Source organism: Blastococcus atacamensis (assembly GCF_002938425.1).
GTDB lineage: Bacteria > Actinomycetota > Actinomycetes > Mycobacteriales > Geodermatophilaceae > Blastococcus > Blastococcus atacamensis.
In genome coordinates, this window is the sequence record NZ_POQU01000008.1 from 1 (window position 1) to 15536 (window position 15536).

The 15536-nt window shown below is 72.4% G+C and carries 14 protein-coding genes; 7 read left to right on the forward strand and 7 right to left on the reverse strand.

Annotated features, from left to right (window positions below; translation table 11 throughout):
- Window positions 1–24 precede the first annotated feature (24 nt).
- Window positions 25–882 (forward strand): Cof-type HAD-IIB family hydrolase, encoded by an 858-nt coding sequence (locus C5508_RS03610; RefSeq protein ID WP_104523593.1) that lies wholly within the window; start codon window positions 25–27, stop codon window positions 880–882.
- A gap of 44 nt (window positions 883–926) precedes the next feature.
- Here the strand turns inward: C5508_RS03610 and arc are convergent, their stop codons facing one another.
- The gene (arc, locus tag C5508_RS03615) at window positions 927–2705 is read right to left on the reverse strand and encodes a proteasome ATPase (RefSeq protein WP_104523594.1); all 1779 of its coding nucleotides are present in this window, start codon (window positions 2703–2705) and stop codon (window positions 927–929) included.
- A 173-nt stretch (window positions 2706–2878) separates the two neighbouring features.
- Window positions 2879–3814, reverse strand: a complete 936-nt coding sequence (locus tag C5508_RS03620) for a tRNA (adenine-N1)-methyltransferase (RefSeq protein ID WP_269801750.1) — start codon at window positions 3812–3814, stop codon at window positions 2879–2881.
- Window positions 3815–3909: 95 nt separating this feature from the next.
- Between C5508_RS03620 and C5508_RS03625 the strand changes: the two genes are divergently transcribed.
- On the forward strand, window positions 3910–4860 hold the full coding sequence (locus C5508_RS03625; protein WP_104523596.1) for a RecB family exonuclease: 951 nt from the start codon (window positions 3910–3912) through the stop codon (window positions 4858–4860).
- A gap of 12 nt (window positions 4861–4872) precedes the next feature.
- Here the strand turns inward: C5508_RS03625 and C5508_RS03630 are convergent, their stop codons facing one another.
- Window positions 4873–5085: a hypothetical protein gene (locus C5508_RS03630; protein WP_157943968.1), complete on the reverse strand. Its 213-nt coding sequence runs from the start codon at window positions 5083–5085 to the stop codon at window positions 4873–4875.
- A gap of 166 nt (window positions 5086–5251) precedes the next feature.
- Window positions 5252–5956, reverse strand: a complete 705-nt coding sequence (locus C5508_RS03635) for an HAD family hydrolase (protein ID WP_104523598.1) — start codon at window positions 5954–5956, stop codon at window positions 5252–5254.
- Between the two features lie 263 nt (window positions 5957–6219).
- On the opposite strand from C5508_RS03635, the gene C5508_RS19415 reads away from it, so the two are divergent.
- Window positions 6220–6858 carry a GGDEF domain-containing protein gene (locus tag C5508_RS19415; protein ID WP_157943969.1) on the forward strand — a complete coding sequence of 213 codons (639 nt, stop codon included), beginning with the start codon at window positions 6220–6222 and terminating at the stop codon, window positions 6856–6858.
- Between the two features lie 3 nt (window positions 6859–6861).
- Entirely contained in the window at window positions 6862–7077 is a 216-nt protein-coding gene (locus tag C5508_RS03645) for a nucleotidyl cyclase domain-containing protein (protein ID WP_104523599.1), read from the forward strand.
- An 85-nt stretch (window positions 7078–7162) separates the two neighbouring features.
- Here C5508_RS03645 and metH read toward each other — a convergent pair whose 3' ends face one another.
- A complete protein-coding gene (gene metH, locus C5508_RS03650) occupies window positions 7163–10957 on the reverse strand; it encodes a methionine synthase (protein ID WP_104523600.1) in 3795 nt (1264 codons plus the stop codon).
- A 213-nt stretch (window positions 10958–11170) separates the two neighbouring features.
- On the opposite strand from metH, the gene C5508_RS03655 reads away from it, so the two are divergent.
- Together C5508_RS03655 and C5508_RS03660 are read left to right on the forward strand one after the other, a co-directional pair.
- A complete protein-coding gene (locus C5508_RS03655) occupies window positions 11171–12040 on the forward strand; it encodes a PAC2 family protein (RefSeq protein ID WP_198597843.1) in 870 nt (289 codons plus the stop codon).
- 90 nt (window positions 12041–12130) lie between these two features.
- Window positions 12131–12418, forward strand: coding sequence for an SHOCT domain-containing protein (locus C5508_RS03660; RefSeq protein WP_104523601.1), 288 nt, complete (start codon window positions 12131–12133; stop codon window positions 12416–12418).
- Window positions 12419–12422: 4 nt separating this feature from the next.
- On the opposite strand, the gene C5508_RS03665 is transcribed toward C5508_RS03660, so the two are convergent.
- Together C5508_RS03665 and mshC are read right to left on the reverse strand one after the other, a co-directional pair.
- Window positions 12423–13478 carry an HD domain-containing protein gene (locus C5508_RS03665; RefSeq protein ID WP_104523602.1) on the reverse strand — a complete coding sequence of 352 codons (1056 nt, stop codon included), beginning with the start codon at window positions 13476–13478 and terminating at the stop codon, window positions 12423–12425.
- Window positions 13475–14728 carry a cysteine--1-D-myo-inosityl 2-amino-2-deoxy-alpha-D-glucopyranoside ligase gene (mshC, locus tag C5508_RS03670; protein WP_104523603.1) on the reverse strand — a complete coding sequence of 418 codons (1254 nt, stop codon included), beginning with the start codon at window positions 14726–14728 and terminating at the stop codon, window positions 13475–13477. The genes C5508_RS03665 and mshC overlap by 4 nt, the downstream gene beginning before the upstream one ends.
- A 75-nt stretch (window positions 14729–14803) precedes the next feature.
- On the opposite strand from mshC, the gene C5508_RS03675 reads away from it, so the two are divergent.
- A complete protein-coding gene (locus tag C5508_RS03675; protein ID WP_104523604.1) occupies window positions 14804–15520 on the forward strand; it encodes a maleylpyruvate isomerase family mycothiol-dependent enzyme in 717 nt (238 codons plus the stop codon).
- Window positions 15521–15536: the final 16 nt, after the last annotated feature.

The window sequence follows — 15536 nt, forward strand, 5'->3', positions numbered from 1 at the left end:
GCCGGGGGCCGGGAGGATGGGCGCATGCAGCCACCCCTCGGGCTCCTCCTGGACGTCGACGGGCCGGTGGTGAGCCCGGCCACGCGCACGGTGGCGCAGGCGCTGCTGGCCGACCTGGCGGCCCTCCTCGACGCCGGCGTGCCGGTGGTCCTCAACACCGGTCGCTCGGTCGCCTTCACCCGTGAGCACGTGCTGGAGCCCCTCGTCGCCACCGGGCTGACGGAGGCGGCCAGGTTGCATGCGGTGTGCGAGAAGGGTGGCGCGTGGACGACGGCCCGTCCCGACCGTGTCGACGACGCCCGCACCGACCTCTCGCTGCGGGTGCCGGACGTGTGCCACTCCCTGCTCGCCGAGCTCGCACGGAGCTATGGCGACGCGCTGTTCGTCGACCACACGAAGCAGGTCATGGCCACGGTCGAGGCGCGCAGCGACGTGCCGCTGGCCCGCTACCGGGGGCGGCAGCGGGCCTTCGACGCGGAGCTGCTCGCGGGGCTCACCGCCGCCGGCCTCGGCGTGCGGCTGGGCGACGAGCGGTTCCCTGACCGCGACGGCCGCACGCCGTGGCGGATCGATCCGTCGGTCATCGCCACGGACGTCGAGGCGAGCACCTCGGGCAAGGCCCTCGGTGCCCGGCGGGCGCTGGAGCTCCTGGCGGACGACGGGCCGCTGCCGCACACCTGGCACACGGTCGGGGACTCCCGCTCCGACTACGCGATGGCCGATCACCTGCTCGAGCAGGGCTACGCCGTCACCCACGTCGACGTCGGGCCGCTGCCGCCCCTCGTCGATCGCCCCTACGCCGTTCTCACTGTGCCGGGGCTGGCCGACGAGCAGGCGGGTGCCGCGCACCTGCGCGCGGTGTTGGACCGGATCTTGGGCTGACGAGGCGCCCGGCTCCTGGGTGCGGAGCCGGGCACCCTCGCCCGCTAGAGGTACTGGCCGGTGTTCGTGGCCGTGTCGATGGCGCGGCCGGACTCGTTGCCCTTGCCGCTGATGAGCGTGCGGATGTAGACGATCCGCTCGCCCTTCTTGCCCGAGATCCGCGCCCAGTCGTCGGGGTTGGTCGTGTTGGGCAGGTCCTCGTTCTCCTTGAACTCGTCCACGCAGGCCTGCATCAGGTGGCCGACCCGCAGACCCGACGTCCCGGTCTCCAGGTGCTCCTTGATGGCCATCTTCTTGCCGCGGTCGACGATGTTCTGCAGCATCGCGCCGGAGTTGAAGTCCTTGAAGTACAGGACTTCTTTGTCACCGTTGGCGTAGGTGACCTCGAGGAAGCGGTTCTCCTCGCTCTCGGTGTACATGCGCTCGACGGTGCGCTGGATCATCCCGGCGATCGTGGCCTCGCGGCTGCCGCCGTGCTCGGCCAGGTCGTCAGGGTTGATCGGCAGCGACGTCTTCAGGTACTTGCTGAAGATGTCGCGCGCCGCCTCGGCGTCCGGTCGCTCGATCTTGATCTTCACGTCGAGCCGGCCGGGCCGCAGGATCGCCGGGTCGATCATGTCCTCGCGGTTGGAGGCGCCGATGACGATGACGTTCTCCAGGCCCTCGACGCCGTCGATCTCGCTGAGCAGCTGCGGGACGATCGTCGACTCGACGTCGGAGGAGACACCCGACCCGCGGGTGCGGAAGATCGAGTCCATCTCGTCGAAGAACACGATGACCGGCGTGCCCTCGCTGGCCTTCTCGCGAGCCCGCTGGAACACCAGCCGGATGTGCCGCTCGGTCTCCCCCACGTACTTGTTGAGCAGCTCCGGGCCCTTGATGTTGAGGAAGTAGGACTTCCCCTGGCTCGTGTCTCCATCACCCTTGGCGGCGGCGACCTTCTTGGCCAGTGAGTTCGCGACCGCCTTGGCGATCAGCGTCTTGCCGCAGCCGGGCGGGCCGTACAGCAGGATGCCCTTGGGCGGCCGCAGCTCGTAGGTGCGGAACAGATCGGCGTGCAGGAACGGCAGCTCGACGGCGTCACGGATCTGCTCGATCTGCCGGGACAGGCCACCGATGTCCTCGTAGTCGATGTCGGGGACCTCTTCGAGGACGAGCTCCTCGACCTCGCTCTTGGGGATCCGCTCGTACACGTAGCCCGAGCGGCTCTCCAGCAGCAGCGAGTCGCCGACGCGCAGCGGCTGGTCGGCCAGCGAGTCGGCGAGGTAGACCACGCGCTCCTCGTCGGTGTGCCCGATCACCAGCGCGCGCCGGGTGACGCCGTCGATCGGCTCGAGCAGCTCCTTCAGCATGACGACGTCGCCCTGGCGCTCGAAGGACCGCGCCTCGACGACGTTCATCGCCTCGTTGAGCATGACCTCCTGGCCGACGCGCAGCTCCGCCACCTCGACGTTCGGGGAGACCGAGACCCGCAGCTTGCGACCACCGGTGAACACGTCGACGGTGCCGTCGTCGTACCGGGTCAGGAAGACGCCGTAGCCCGACGGCGGCTGGCCGAGCCGGTCGACCTCCTCCTTGAGGTTCACCAGCTGCTCGCGGGCCTCCCGCAGCGTGCTGGCGAGCTTGTCGTTGCGTTCGGAGAGGAAGGCTGCCCGCCCTTCGGCCTCGCCGATCCGCTCCTCCAGCGCGCGCACCTGGCGCGGGCTGTCGGCCACCTTGCGGCGGAGCAGACCGATCTCTTCCTCGAGGTAGGAGATCTGAGTGAGCAGCGCAGCGACGTCGCGCTCGCGCCGCGCGTTCGTCTCGTCAGGACCCAGGCCCATCGCGCACCTCCGCAGTGTCGGGGGAGCCAGGACGCAAATCTATACACGCGCGCCGACACTTCGCCGTCGCCTCGCCAAGGCCGGTACGGGGTGCTAGTGCGGTGTCGTGCGCGCGGCCGCGGCCACCCCCTGGGCCCCCGCCGAGCCCAGGAAGGGGAAACGGTGGACCTTCTTCAGTGCTTCTGGGCGCGTCGCTGTCGGATCGGGGCGACGGCGCCCTCGGCCAGGCGGCGAGCGGTCACCAGGAACGCCGTGTGGGCCACCATCCGGTGCTCGGGACGCACCGCGAGGCCCACGGCGTGCCACGGGCGCAGCAGCGACTCCCAGGCGTAGGGCTCAGTCCAGACGCCCTGCGCGCGCAGCGCCTCCACGTAGGTCGACAGCTGGGTCACCGTGGCGACGTAGCCGACCAGCACCCCGCCGGGACGCAGCGCCGCGGCGACCGTGGGCAGCACCGCCCACGGCTCGAGCATGTCCAGGACGACGCGGTCGACGACCTCCTCGGCCGGGTGGTCGGCCAGGTCGCCCAGCCGCAGTTTCCAGTTGTCCGGGACCTCGCCGAAGAACGCCCCGACGTTGCCGCGGGCGACGTCGAGGAAGTCCTCGCGCCGCTCGTAGCTGGTGAGCGAGCCTTCCGAGCCGACGGCCCGGAGCAGCGAGCAGCTGAGGGCACCCGAGCCGGCGCCTGCCTCGAGCACCCGCATGCCGGGACCGACGTCGCCGAAGCCGACGATCTGGGCGGCGTCCTTGGGGTAGATGACCTGCGCGCCGCGCGGCATCGAGAGCACGTAGTCGGCCAGCAGCGGGCGCAGCGCCAGGTAGCCGGTGTTCGCCGTCGAGTGGACGACGGAGCCCTCGGGGGCACCGATGAGGTCGTCGTGCTCGATGGCCCCGCGGTGGGTGTGGAACTGCTTGCCCGGCGTCAGGACCACGGTGTGGTGACGGCCCTTGGGATCGGTGAGCTGCACCCGGTCACCGGCCACGAACGCGCCCTCGACCGCGGAAGGACCCTCCTGCCCCCCACCGCTCGCAAGCTCGCGGCGGGCCCCTGCAGAAGGGCCGTCGATCGCACTGCTGACTTCGATGTCGGGCTCGGGCTGTGTGTCCACGGGCGGTCAGCGTACGGACGGCGCGGGTGTGACCCGGAACGCCGATGCGGCGCGGACACTCGGAAGTGTCGGAGGGGCGACCTAGCCTCGGGTGCATGACGGCGATGGTGCACACCGACCCCCAGGCCGACGCGTCCGCTGCAGTGGTCGCGCCGCCGGTCGAGCAGGCGGCTGCGCCGCGTCGCCCGTCGCTGTCCCCCAGCCGGGCGGCAGACTTCAAGACCTGTCCGCTGCTGTACCGATTCCGTACCATCGACCGGCTGCCCGAGCGCAAGAGTCTCGCCGCCGTGCGCGGCACGCTGGTGCACTCGGTCCTGGAGCGGCTCTACGACCTGCCACCCGCCCGGCGCACGCCCGAGGGTGCGCTGGAGCTGCTGGAGCCGGCCTGGGCCGAGCTGCGCGAGGAGCCGGGGATCGCCGAGCTGTTCGAGACGGCCGACGAAGCCGGTGCCGAGACCGACGTGAACGCGCCCGAGTCGGTGGAGGCGTGGCTGGCCTCGGCGGGGAAGCTCGTCGAGCGCTACTTCACGCTGGAGGACCCCCGCCGCATCCAGCCCGAGGGGCGCGAGGAGCTGGTCGAGGTCACGCTGCCCGACGGGCTGCTGCTGCGCGGCTACGTCGACCGGCTCGACGTCGCTCCGAACGGCGCGCTCCGGGTGGTTGATTACAAGACCGGCTCGATGCCGCGGGAGGCGTTCGAGTCCAAGGCGCTGTTCCAGATGAAGTTCTACGCGCTGGTGCTCTGGCGCACCCGCGGCGTGGTGGCCGCCCAGCTCAAGCTCATCTACCTCGGCGACGGCGACGCGCTCACCTACGCCCCGGACGAGCAGGAGCTCCTCCGCTTCGAGCGGACGCTGCTGGCCATCTGGTCGGCGATCGAGCGGGCGGTCGCCACCGGGGAGTTCCGGCCCAACAAGAGCCGGCTGTGCGGCTGGTGCGACCACCAGGCGGTCTGCCCCGCGTTCGGGGGCACTCCCCCGCCCTTCCCCGCCGACGCCGCCGCCGCGGCCGGCTGGCGGACGACCCTGCCGGTCACGCCCGTCTGACATCCGAGCGGGTCAGCGGGTCAGGCTCACGACCACGAACCCGATCCCGACGATCACCAGGAAGGCGCCGCCGAGCCGCTGGAGCCGGCGGTGCTCCGCGGGCGGGACGTCGTGCATGCTGTGCCGCTGGTAGAGCGAGAACCTCGTGCGATCCATCTTGCCCAATACGCCTGCGCCGCCGAGCAGCACGGCACCGATGCCGACGATCACGAGCACCACGTCCATGGCGCCGGACGCTAGTGACGTGGCGATCGCTCGGCGGCCGATCACGCCCTCGGTCACCCGACCGGGTTGCCGAGCTCCTCCCCGGCCCCCGCCGGAGGCCGCGCCCGCTCTCGCGGGCTCATCGGCCGGCCGGACCCGCGGCCGGCAGGGGCTACCGCCGGCGGGTTCAGCGGTCGGCGGGCTCCACCGCCGGGCCACCGGCCAGCACCTCGATCAGCGCCTCGGCGTCCGTACCGAGCAGTGTGTCGACCAGCGTGAGCCCGGGCGCGGGCGGCACCGGCTGCAGCGCGGGCACACCGAGGACCGCCATCCCCGCCGCCAGCCCGGAGGTCACCCCGACCAGCGAGTCCTCGACGACCACGCAGGACGCCGCGTCCACGCCGAGCGCGGCGGCCGCCTGCAGGTAGGGCGCGGGGTCGGGCTTGCGCGCGGGCACCTCGTCGCCGCAGACGGTCAGGTCGAACGGGTCGGCCCCCAGATCGGCGGTGATGCTGCCCAGCACGATGTCGGCGAGGCGGCGCGGCGTCGTCGTCACCAGGGCGGTGCTCAGCCCCGCGTCGCGCACCGACTCCAGCAGCTCGCGGGCGCCCGGCCGCCACGGGATGCCGGTGGACATCAGCTCACCGGCCCGGTCCTCGACCCAGCGGGCGTCGGCCAGCAGCTGCTCCTCGGTGCGCTCGACGTCCAGATCGGCGTAGAGCACCTCCATGGAGCGGCGCATGGACGTCCCGACCGTCGCCGCGCGCGCCTCGGGCGACATGACGCCGCCGAGGGAGTCCGCGAGCTCGAACATCGCCTCGCCCCAGTACTCCTCGGTCTGGACGAGGGTGCCGTCCATGTCGAACAGGACGGCGGCAAGGGTGCGCGGCATGGGAGAGCAGTCTTCCTCGGCTACTGGTTTCCCGGGCGCGGATCGCAAGAGGCCGGGTCGGTCTTCGGCGCATGGCCTGGGCCCGAGTCTCCCAGCCGGTGCCGGACGGGCGGGCGGAACCCCCGGCGGGCCGGTCGGGACAGGCGGCCGGCCGGCGTCGTCGGACTCCCTCTCGGAGGGAGGTACCTCGACAAGGCGCAGCTCAGGGGTCCAGCTGGCGCCGGCGGCTCAGCCCCACGCGGGACGTCGCCTCCCCGCGGGCGATGGCGCACACGCTGGCCCCGTACTTCGTCGCGGGTGGCTCCGCCGCCGTCCTGGCCGCAGCCCGTGGGACCGATGAGGTCGGTCGCCGCTGGTCCGTCGCCGGAGCCGGTGTGCTGGCCCTCACGGTGGGCACCGCCCTGTTCCGCTGGGGCGTCCGCCTGCCGCGCGTCGTCCTGGGCGGCCTGGTCACCGTGGGCTCGTCGCTGATCAGCCTCGTCGTGCTGCCAGCCCCGACGCGGCCACCGACGTCGGTCGCCCACATGGCCACCACGGTCGCGGGCACCTCGGCGGCGCTGCTCCTCCTCGGCGATGCGCCGGCGATCCACGCGGTCGCGCTGGCCGTCGTCGTCGTCACCCTCGCCTCGGTCACCCGCACCCTGGTCCTGCGCGCCTCCGACGCCGGATCGGACGCGCTCACGGGCCTGGCGAACCGGCGCGGGTTCGACGAGGCACTCGACGAGCGCACGAGGAACGGGACGACGCTGTCGGCCGCCCTGCTGGACCTCGACCACTTCAAGCAGATCAACGACACCGACGGGCACGAGGCCGGCGACCGGCTGCTGCGACGGGTCGCCGACAGCTGGCGGCAGGCGCTGCCTGCGGGAGCCCTGCCGGCGCGGCACGGCGGGGACGAGTGAGCCGTGCTGATGCCCGGGGTCTCCGGTCCCGAGGCACTGGCCCTGGCGCGCCGCCTCTGCGGCCTCGTCCCCGACGTGAGCGTGTCGGTCGGTGTCACCGAGCGCCGGGCCGGCGACACCGCCGCGCGGCTCATGCGGCGCGCCGACCTGACGCTCCACCAGGGCAAGGTCGACGGCCGCGGCGCCGCCGCCCTGCACACCGAGACCGCCACCGCCTGAGCCGGTCCCCGGTGACGCACTGGAACGGCCCTCGTGCAGGGACCCACGGCGAGCGGAGCGAGCCGTGGGGGGCACGAGGGCCCTTCTATTCGTTCTCGGTGCGGTAGCCCAGGTTCGGCGACAGCCACTTCTCCGCCTCGTCGACCGTCCAGCCCTTGCGGCGGGCGTAGTCCTCGACCTGGTCGCGACCGACCCGGCCGAGCACGAAGTACCGCGACTCCGGGTGTGAGAAGTAGAAGCCGCTGACCGCGGCACCCGGCCACATCGCCAGGTTCTCGGTCAGCTCGATGCCGGCGGTGGCCTCGACGTCGAGCAGGTCCCAGATGGTCCGCTTCTCGGTGTGCTCCGGGCACGCGGGGTAGCCGGGAGCCGGGCGGATGCCCTGGTACTTCTCGGCGATGAGCTCCTGGTTGTCGCGTGTCTCGTCCGGTGCGTAGCCCCAGAACTCCTTGCGCACCCGCTCGTGCAGCCGCTCGGCGAACGCCTCGGCCAGCCGGTCGGCCAGCGCCTCCAGCATGATCGCGCTGTAGTCGTCGAGCTCCTTCTTGAACGCCTTCACGCGCTCGGCCGACCCCAGCCCCGCGGTGACGGCGAACGCGCCGACGTAATCGGCCAGCCCGGTCCCCTTCGGGGCCACGAAGTCCGCCAGCGACTTGCGCGGTGAACCGTCACGGCCCTCCGTCTGCTGCCGCAGCTGGTGCAGCGTGGTGCGGACCTCCGCGCGCGACTCGTCGGTGTAGACCTCGATGTCGTCGCTGCCCACCTGGTTGGCCGGGAAGAGGCCGAAGACGCCGCTGGCCCGGAGCCACTTCTCCTCGACGATCCGGTCCAGCATCTGCTGCGCGTCCTCGTACAGCCGGCGCGCGGCCTCGCCGGTCGTGGGGTTGTGCAGGATGTCGGGGAACCGTCCGCGCATCTCCCACGCGCTGAAGAACGGCTGCCAGTCGATGTAGTCGCGCAGCTCCGCGAGCGGGTAGTCGTGGAAGTGCCGCACGAACTGGGTGGCCTCCCCGAGGGCGCAGGCCGGACCGTCGCACACGTCCTTGGCCTGCTGCAGCAGCATCCGCGGCCGCGGCGGCGTGTAGCCGGTCCAGTCGATCGGGGTCGCGGCGGCCCGGGCGGCCGCGATCGGCAGCAGCTTGCGGGTGTCCTGGCGCGCCGCGTGCCGCTCGCGCAGGGTGTCGTAGTCGCGGTCGGTCTCGGCCAGCAGCGTCGGGCGCTGCTCGTCGGACAGCAGCGCGGCGACCACCGGCACCGACCGGGACGCGTCCTTCACCCAGATGACGGGACCGTGGTACTTCTTGTCGATCTTGACGGCGGTGTGCGCGCGCGACGTCGTCGCCCCGCCGATGAGGAGCGGGATCTCGAAGCCCTGCCGCTCCATCTCCGAGGCGAGGGTGACCATCTCGTCCAGCGACGGGGTGATCAGCCCGGAGAGGCCGATGATGTCGGCGCCCTCCTCCTTGGCGGCGTCCAGGATCTTCTGCGGCGGCACCATGACGCCGAGGTCCACGACGTCGTAGTTGTTGCACTGCAGGACGACGCCGACGATGTTCTTGCCGATGTCGTGGACGTCGCCCTTGGCCGTCGCCATGAGGACCTTGCCGTTGCTGCGCTCGGCGTCGCCGGGCTGCTTCTCCGCCTCGATGAACGGGATCAGGTACGCGACGGCCTTCTTCATGACCCGTGCGGACTTCACCACCTGCGGCAGGAACATCTTGCCGGCGCCGAACAGGTCGCCGACGACGTTCATGCCGTCCATCAGCGGGCCCTCGATGACCTCGATGGGCCGCCCGCCACGGTCGGCGATCTCCTGGCGCAGCTCCTCGGTGTCGTCCTCGACGTGCGCGTCGATGCCCTTCACCAGCGCGTGGGTGATCCGCTCGCCCACGGGCAGCGAGCGCCACTCCTCGGTGGCGACCTCCTTGACCGAGCCGTCACCGGCGTAGTCCCCGGCGATCTCGAGCAGCCGCTCGGTGCTGTCCGGGCGGCGGTTGAGGATCACGTCCTCGATCCGCTCGCGCAGCAGCTCCGGCACCTCGCTGTAGACCTCGAGCTGGCCGGCGTTGACGATCGCCATGTCCAGGCCTGCGGCGATGGCGTGGTACAGGAAGACGGAGTGGATCGCCTCGCGGACGGGGTTGTTGCCGCGGAAGGAGAACGAGACGTTCGAGACACCGCCGGACACCAGCGCGCCAGGCAGGTTCTCCTTGATCCAGCGGGTCGCCTCGATGAAGTCCAGCCCGTAGTTGGCGTGCTCCTCGATGCCCGTCGCGACGGCGAAGATGTTCGGGTCGAAGATGATGTCCTCGGCGGGGAAGCCGACCTGCTCGACGAGGATGTCGTAGGCCCGGCGGCTGATCTGGGTGCGGCGCTCGAAGGTGTCGCCCTGGCCGTCCTCGTCGAAGGCCATGACGACGATCGCGGCGCCGTACTTGCGGCACAGCCGCGCGTGGTGGACGAACTTCTCCTCGCCCTCCTTGAGGGAGATGGAGTTGACGATCGCCTTGCCCTGGATGTTCTTGAGGCCGGCCTCCATGACCTCCCACTTGGAGGAGTCGACCATCACGGGCACGCGGGAGATGTCGGGCTCGGCGGCGATCAGCTTGGTGAAGCGGTCCATCGCCTCGACGCCGTCGATCATCCCCTCGTCCATGTTGACGTCGATGACCTGCGCGCCGGCCTCCACCTGCTGCCGCGCCACGGTGAGGGCGGTCGCGTAGTCCCCGGCCTTGATCAGGTTCCGGAAGCGCGCCGAGCCGGTGATGTTGGTGCGCTCGCCGACGTTGACGAACAGCGACTCCTCGGTGACCGTCAGCGGCTCGAGCCCCGACAGCCGCAGCGCCGGCCTGACCTCCACCGGGGTGCGGGGAGCCCGGCCCTCGACGGCCCGCGCGATCGCCGCGATGTGCGCCGGCGTGGTGCCGCAGCAGCCGCCCACCAGGTTGACGAAGCCGCTCTCGGCGAACTCGGCGAGGATGGCGGCCGTCTCCTCCGGCGCCTCGTCGTACTCACCGAAGGCGTTGGGCAGTCCGGCGTTGGGATAGCAGGAGACGAACGTGTCGGCGACGCGCGAGATCTCGGCGATGTAGGGGCGCATCTCCTTGGCCCCGAGCGCGCAGTTGAGCCCCACCAGCAGCGGGTGCACGTGCCGCACGGAGTGCCAGAAGGCTTCGGTCACCTGCCCGGACAGCGTGCGTCCGGAGGCGTCGGTGATCGTGCCGGAGATGAGGACCGGCCAGCGGCGGCCACGCTCCTCGAACAATGTCTCCAGGGCGAAGATCGCCGCCTTGGCGTTGAGGGTGTCGAAGATCGTCTCGACCAGCAGTGCGTCCGAGCCGCCGTCGACCAGCCCGTTGGCCTGCTCCAGGTAGGCGGCCACCAGCTGGTCGTAGGTGACGTTGCGGGCGCCGGGGTCGTTGACGTCCGGGGAGATCGACGCCGTCCGGCTGGTGGGGCCGATCGCCCCGACGACGTAGCGCGGCTTGTCCGGCGTCCGGGCCGTGGCAGCGTCCGCCTCGGCGCGGGCCAGGCGGGCCGAGGCCACGTTCAGCTCGTAGGCCAGCTCCTCCATGCCGTAGTCGGACAGCGAGATCGACGTCGCGTTGAAGGTGTTGGTCTCGATGAGGTCGGCGCCGGCGTCGAGGTACTCGCGGTGGATGCCGGCGATGATCGCCGGCTGGGTGAGGCTCAGCAGGTCGTTGTTGCCCTGGACCTCGCTCGGCCAGCCGGCGAACCGCTCGCCGCGGTAACCGGCCTCGTCGGGGCGGTTCCGCTGGATCGCCGTCCCCATGGCGCCGTCGAGGACCAGGATGCGCTGCTGCAGCGCGGCGGTGAGCGCCTCGGTGGCGTCGGGCCGGAGGGCGGAAGAATCGGACACGGCAGATCCCCAAGGGCAATCTCGATGGGCGTGCGGGCTGCGTCCCGGGTGTGGGCGCTCCGTCACCCCGGCGGGCTGGCCCAGGCCTGGGCGTCCCCGATGTCGCGACCATGGTCTCATCCCGGCGCCCGCGAGCCCAGCAGCCCCGGTGCCCGGGGGGTATGGCGCACCGGCCGGCCGGGGGCGGCGACGGATCGACGTAGGCTGACAGGGGTGACCGACCCGATGTCCAGTGCTGATGACCTGCCGCAGCTCACCGACCCGGTGGTCGTCGTCGCCTTCGAGGGCTGGAACGACGCCGGTGACGCCGCGACGGGCGCCATCGAGCACCTGGAGCTGATCTGGGACGCCAAGCCGCTCGCCGCCCTGGACCCCGAGGACTACTACGACTTCCAGGTCAACCGCCCCACCGTCTCGCTGGTGGGCGGGGTCAGCCGCCGCATCGAGTGGCCGACCACCCGCATCTCGGTGGCCCGCCCGGAGGGGCTGGACCGCGACGTCGTCCTCATCCGCGGCATCGAGCCGAACATGCGCTGGCGCGGCTTCTGCGAGGAGCTCCTCGAGATCCTGCACGAGCTCGACGCCGGCATCGTCGTCGCGCTCGGGGCGCTGCTGGCCGACACGCCGCACACCCGGCCCACTCCGGTGACCGGCTCGGCCTACGACACCGAGTCGGCGCGGGCCTACGGGCTGGAGACGTCGCGGTACGAGGGGCCGACCGGCATCCTCGGCGTCTTCCAGGACGCGTGCGTCCAGGCCGGGCTGCCCGCGATCAGCTTCTGGGCCGCGGTGCCGCACTACGTCTCGCAGCCGCCGTCGCCGCGGGCCACGGTCGCCCTGCTGCAGCGGCTCGAGGAGGTCCTGGAGACCACCGTGCCGCTGGGCGCCCTCCCGACCCAGGCCGACGAGTGGGTCAAGACCGTCGACGAGATGGCCAACGAGGACGAGGAGGTCGTCGAGTACGTGCGCTCCCTGGAGGAGCGGGCCACCGAGGTCGACCTCTCCCAGGCCAACGGCGACACGATCGCCCGGGAGTTCGAGCGGTACTTGCGCCGCCGCGGCGGCTCCGCCGGCGGAGCGTGAGCTCGGCCTCGTCGCAGGGGCCCGCGCGAGCGTTCGAGCGGTGGGGAGCGGCGAGGTCCTTCGGCTGGCTTTCCTGAGCTCCCCGGCTTCATGCTGGCCGCGCTCGGCGTGTTCGCGGTCTTCTTCCTCGGCGTGGTCGCCTTCATCGTGACGAGCGCCGTGCGCAGCCGGAGGGTCCTGCGGGCCGCCGGGCTCGATCCGGTGGCGGCGCACGCGCAGCTCACCGCCCGCATCGCCCAGGGTCCCCTGGCGTCGCCGATCCAGGGCCTGGAGCAGCGGCTGGCGGAGCTGGACGAGCTGCGCCGTCGTGGTCTGATCACCGCCGAGGAGCACACGGCCGCCCGGGCGGCGGCGCTCAGCGGCCCTCGCCCGACCTGAGCGGTCAGCGCTCGCCGAGCAGGGGCCGCATCTGCGCCGACGCGTCGGCGTCGAACAGCCGGTCGTGCGTCGCCAGGGCGAAGCGGTCGGTCATCCCGGAGACGTAGTCGACGACCTGGGTGAGCACCGGTGCCTCCGTGTCGCGGTAGGTCGCCGGGATCAGCTCGGGGTGCGCCAGGTGGTGATCGACCAGACGGCGGATGACGTCGACGGCGACGTGCTTCTGGCCGGCGGCGACGTCGGAGGCGTAGACGCGGGCGAACATGAAGTCGCGCAGCTCGTGCATGGCGGCCAGGGCCTCCGGGGCCATGACGACCGCCCCGGCGGCGGTGTCGGCAGCGGCCAGCGACCCCTGGACGACGGCGTCGATCATGGACCCGACCATCTCGCTGCCGGGCTGCCCGAAGACGGCCAGTGCGCGGGCGGGCAGGTCACCGGCGCGAATCACCCCGGCCCGGGCGGCGTCCAGGGCGTCGTGGGACAGGTAGCCGATCCGGTCGGCGTACCGGACGCACTCGGCCTCGCGGGTCGACGGCGGCGGGTCGATCTTCCAGCTGTGCGCGCGGATGCCGTCGCGCACCTCCCAGGTGAGGTTGAGGTTCTCGAGCACCTCGACGATCCGGACGCCCTGCGCCGCGTGGTGCCACCCGCCCTCGACGTAGGGGTCGAACGCGTCCTCGCCGATGTGGCCGAACGGTGAGTGCCCGACGTCGTGGCCCAGCGCGATGGCCTCGGCGAGGGACTCGTTGAGCCCCAGCGCCCGGGCCAGCGACCGCGCCACCTGGGTGACCTGCAGCGTGTGCGTGAGGCGGGTGACGAAGTGGTCGCCGTCGGGGTGCAGGAAGACCTGCGTCTTGTGCTTGAGGCGGCGGAAGGCCTTGGCGTGCAGGATGCGGTCGCGGTCGCGCTCGAACGCCGTCCGCAGGGAGTCCTCCGCCTCGGGGCGGGCGCGCCCCCGCGAGTCGGCCGCCCGGGTGGCGGCGGGCGCCAGCTGCTCCTCGGCCCGCTCCCGCGCGGCCCGATCGGTCAGCCGGAACGGGCCGGCGGGCGCACCGGTCATCCGCAGTCGCCCAGGTCCACGCCGAGCAGTGCGTCGACGGCGTCGCAGATGACCCGGGGAGCCTCCTCCTCGAGGTCCGCTCCCCCGGCCAGGGTGCGTCGGGCCCAGTCGTCGATCAGCGCGATCGCGCCCGGGCTGTCCAGGTCGTCGGTCAGCCGCTCGCGGAGCCCGTGCAGCACCGGCCCGGCCGGCGCGCCGGCATCCAGGTCGACGGCTCGCCGCCAGGTGTCCAGCCGCTCCTCGGCCTCCTGCAGCAGGGCCGGTGTCCACGCGCGGTCGGTCCGGTAGTGCCCCGACAGCAGTGCCAGGCGGATGGCCATCGGGTCCACGCCCTCGCCCCGCAGCTTGGAGACGAACACCAGGTTGCCCCGGCTCTTGCTCATCTTCTCGCCGTCGAGGCCGATCATGGCGGCGTGCACGTAGGCCCGCGCGAAGGGCTTGGTCGCGGTCAGTGCCTCGGCGTGCACGGCGGAGAACTCGTGGTGCGGGAACACCAGGTCACTGCCACCGCCCTGGACGTCGAAACCCATCCCGATGGTGTCCAGCGCGATGGTGGCGCACTCGATGTGCCAGCCCGGCCGGCCCTCGGCGCCGCGCGGCCCGGCCCAGGTGGGCTCGCCCTCCCGGCGCCCGCGCCACAGGAGTGGGTCCAGGCGGTTGCGCTTGCCCGGCCGGTCGGGGTCTCCCCCGCGCTCGGCGAAGAAGCCCAGCATCGTCGGCTCGTCGTAGCCGGACTCGCTGCCGAAGCCCGGGGCCTGCGAGACGTCGTGGTAGACGTCACCGGTGCCGTCGTCCAGCACGTAGGCCAGGCCCTCGTCCAGGAGCTGCTCGACGTGCGCGACGACGCGTGGGATCGCCTCGACCGCGCCGACGTAGTCCTCCGGCGGGAGCACCCGCAGCGCCGTCATGTCCTCGCGGAACAGCGCGGTCTCGCGCATGCCGAGCACGACCCAGTCCTCGCCGTCGCGGTCGGCCCGGTCCAGCAGCGGGTCGTCGATGTCGGTGACGTTCTGCACGTAGTGCACCGCGTGGCCGGCGTCGCGCCACAGCCGGTTGACGAGGTCGAACGCCAGGTAGGTGGCCGCGTGCCCGAGGTGCGTCGCGTCGTACGGGGTGATGCCGCAGACGTACATGCGCGCCGTGCGATCGGGCGTCGTCGCGACGATCTCGCCACGGGCGGTGTCGTAGACCTTGAGGACGGGACCGGTGCCGGGCAGGGTCGGCAGCAGCGGGGCGGGCCAGGAGAGCACGACACGAGCCTAGAGGCGAGGTCCGACGCCGTCGGGCCGCACGTCCGTGCGGGTCATCCGGTCGGAGGGGGCACGATGGAGATCGGCGAGTACCTGCCGGCCCTGCGACGCGTGGACGCCCGGTTCGCCGACGCCGCCGCGGAGGCCGTCCTGGCCCGCGGCTGGGCGGCTCCGGTGCCCGCGTGCCCGGGGTGGTCGCTGGCCGACCTGGTGTGGCACCTCGCGGAGGTCCAGCACTTCTGGGCGTGGATCGTGCGCACCCGTGCGCAGGACCCGTCGGCCTACGCGGCTCCTGCGCGGCGCGAGGACGGTGAGTTGCTCGCGTACGGAGCGGCGCGGAGCGCGGAGCTCGAGACCGCACTCGCCGGCGTCGACCCCACGGAGCACGTGTGGACCTGGGCGCCGCGCAAGGACATCGCCTTCGTGCTGCGGCGGCAGCTGCAGGAGGCGACGGTGCACACCGTCGACGTGCAGCAGCTGCTCGGCGATGTCCGCCCGATCCCGCCCGACGTCGCACTCGACGGCCTGGACGAGTGGCTCGAGGTGATGGTCCCGGGCGCGCTGCCGCAGGGTCCCCGGGAGGACGCGCAGCCGGTCGTTCTGCACGCCGTGGACGCCGACGCCGAGCGGACGCTATTCCCGGGCGCCGGGCCCCTGCCGGTCGCCACGCTGACCGGCACCGCCGGGGACCTCCTGCTGGCTGTCTGGCGGCGGCTCCCGCTGGACGCGCTCACCGTCGACGGCGACGCGGCGCAGGCGGCGGCGATGATCGACCTGGTGGACCTGGGGTAGGCCTTCGGCGCACGAC

Bases quoted from the DNA above. Each gene is read 5' to 3' on its own strand.
- C5508_RS03610 (WP_104523593.1), top strand. From the start codon at position 25: ATGCAGCCACCCCTCGGGCTCCTCCTGGACGTCGACGGGCCGGTGGTG.
- arc (WP_104523594.1), bottom strand. From the start codon at position 2,705: ATGGGCCTGGGTCCTGACGAGACGAACGCGCGGCGCGAGCGCGACGTC.
- C5508_RS03625 (WP_104523596.1), top strand. From the start codon at position 3,910: ATGACGGCGATGGTGCACACCGACCCCCAGGCCGACGCGTCCGCTGCA.
- C5508_RS03630 (WP_157943968.1), bottom strand. From the start codon at position 5,085: ATGGACGTGGTGCTCGTGATCGTCGGCATCGGTGCCGTGCTGCTCGGC.
- C5508_RS03635 (WP_104523598.1), bottom strand. From the start codon at position 5,956: ATGCCGCGCACCCTTGCCGCCGTCCTGTTCGACATGGACGGCACCCTC.
- C5508_RS19415 (WP_157943969.1), top strand. From the start codon at position 6,220: ATGGCGCACACGCTGGCCCCGTACTTCGTCGCGGGTGGCTCCGCCGCC.
- C5508_RS03660 (WP_104523601.1), top strand. From the start codon at position 12,131: ATGCTGGCCGCGCTCGGCGTGTTCGCGGTCTTCTTCCTCGGCGTGGTC.
- C5508_RS03665 (WP_104523602.1), bottom strand. From the start codon at position 13,478: ATGACCGGTGCGCCCGCCGGCCCGTTCCGGCTGACCGATCGGGCCGCG.
- C5508_RS03675 (WP_104523604.1), top strand. From the start codon at position 14,804: ATGGAGATCGGCGAGTACCTGCCGGCCCTGCGACGCGTGGACGCCCGG.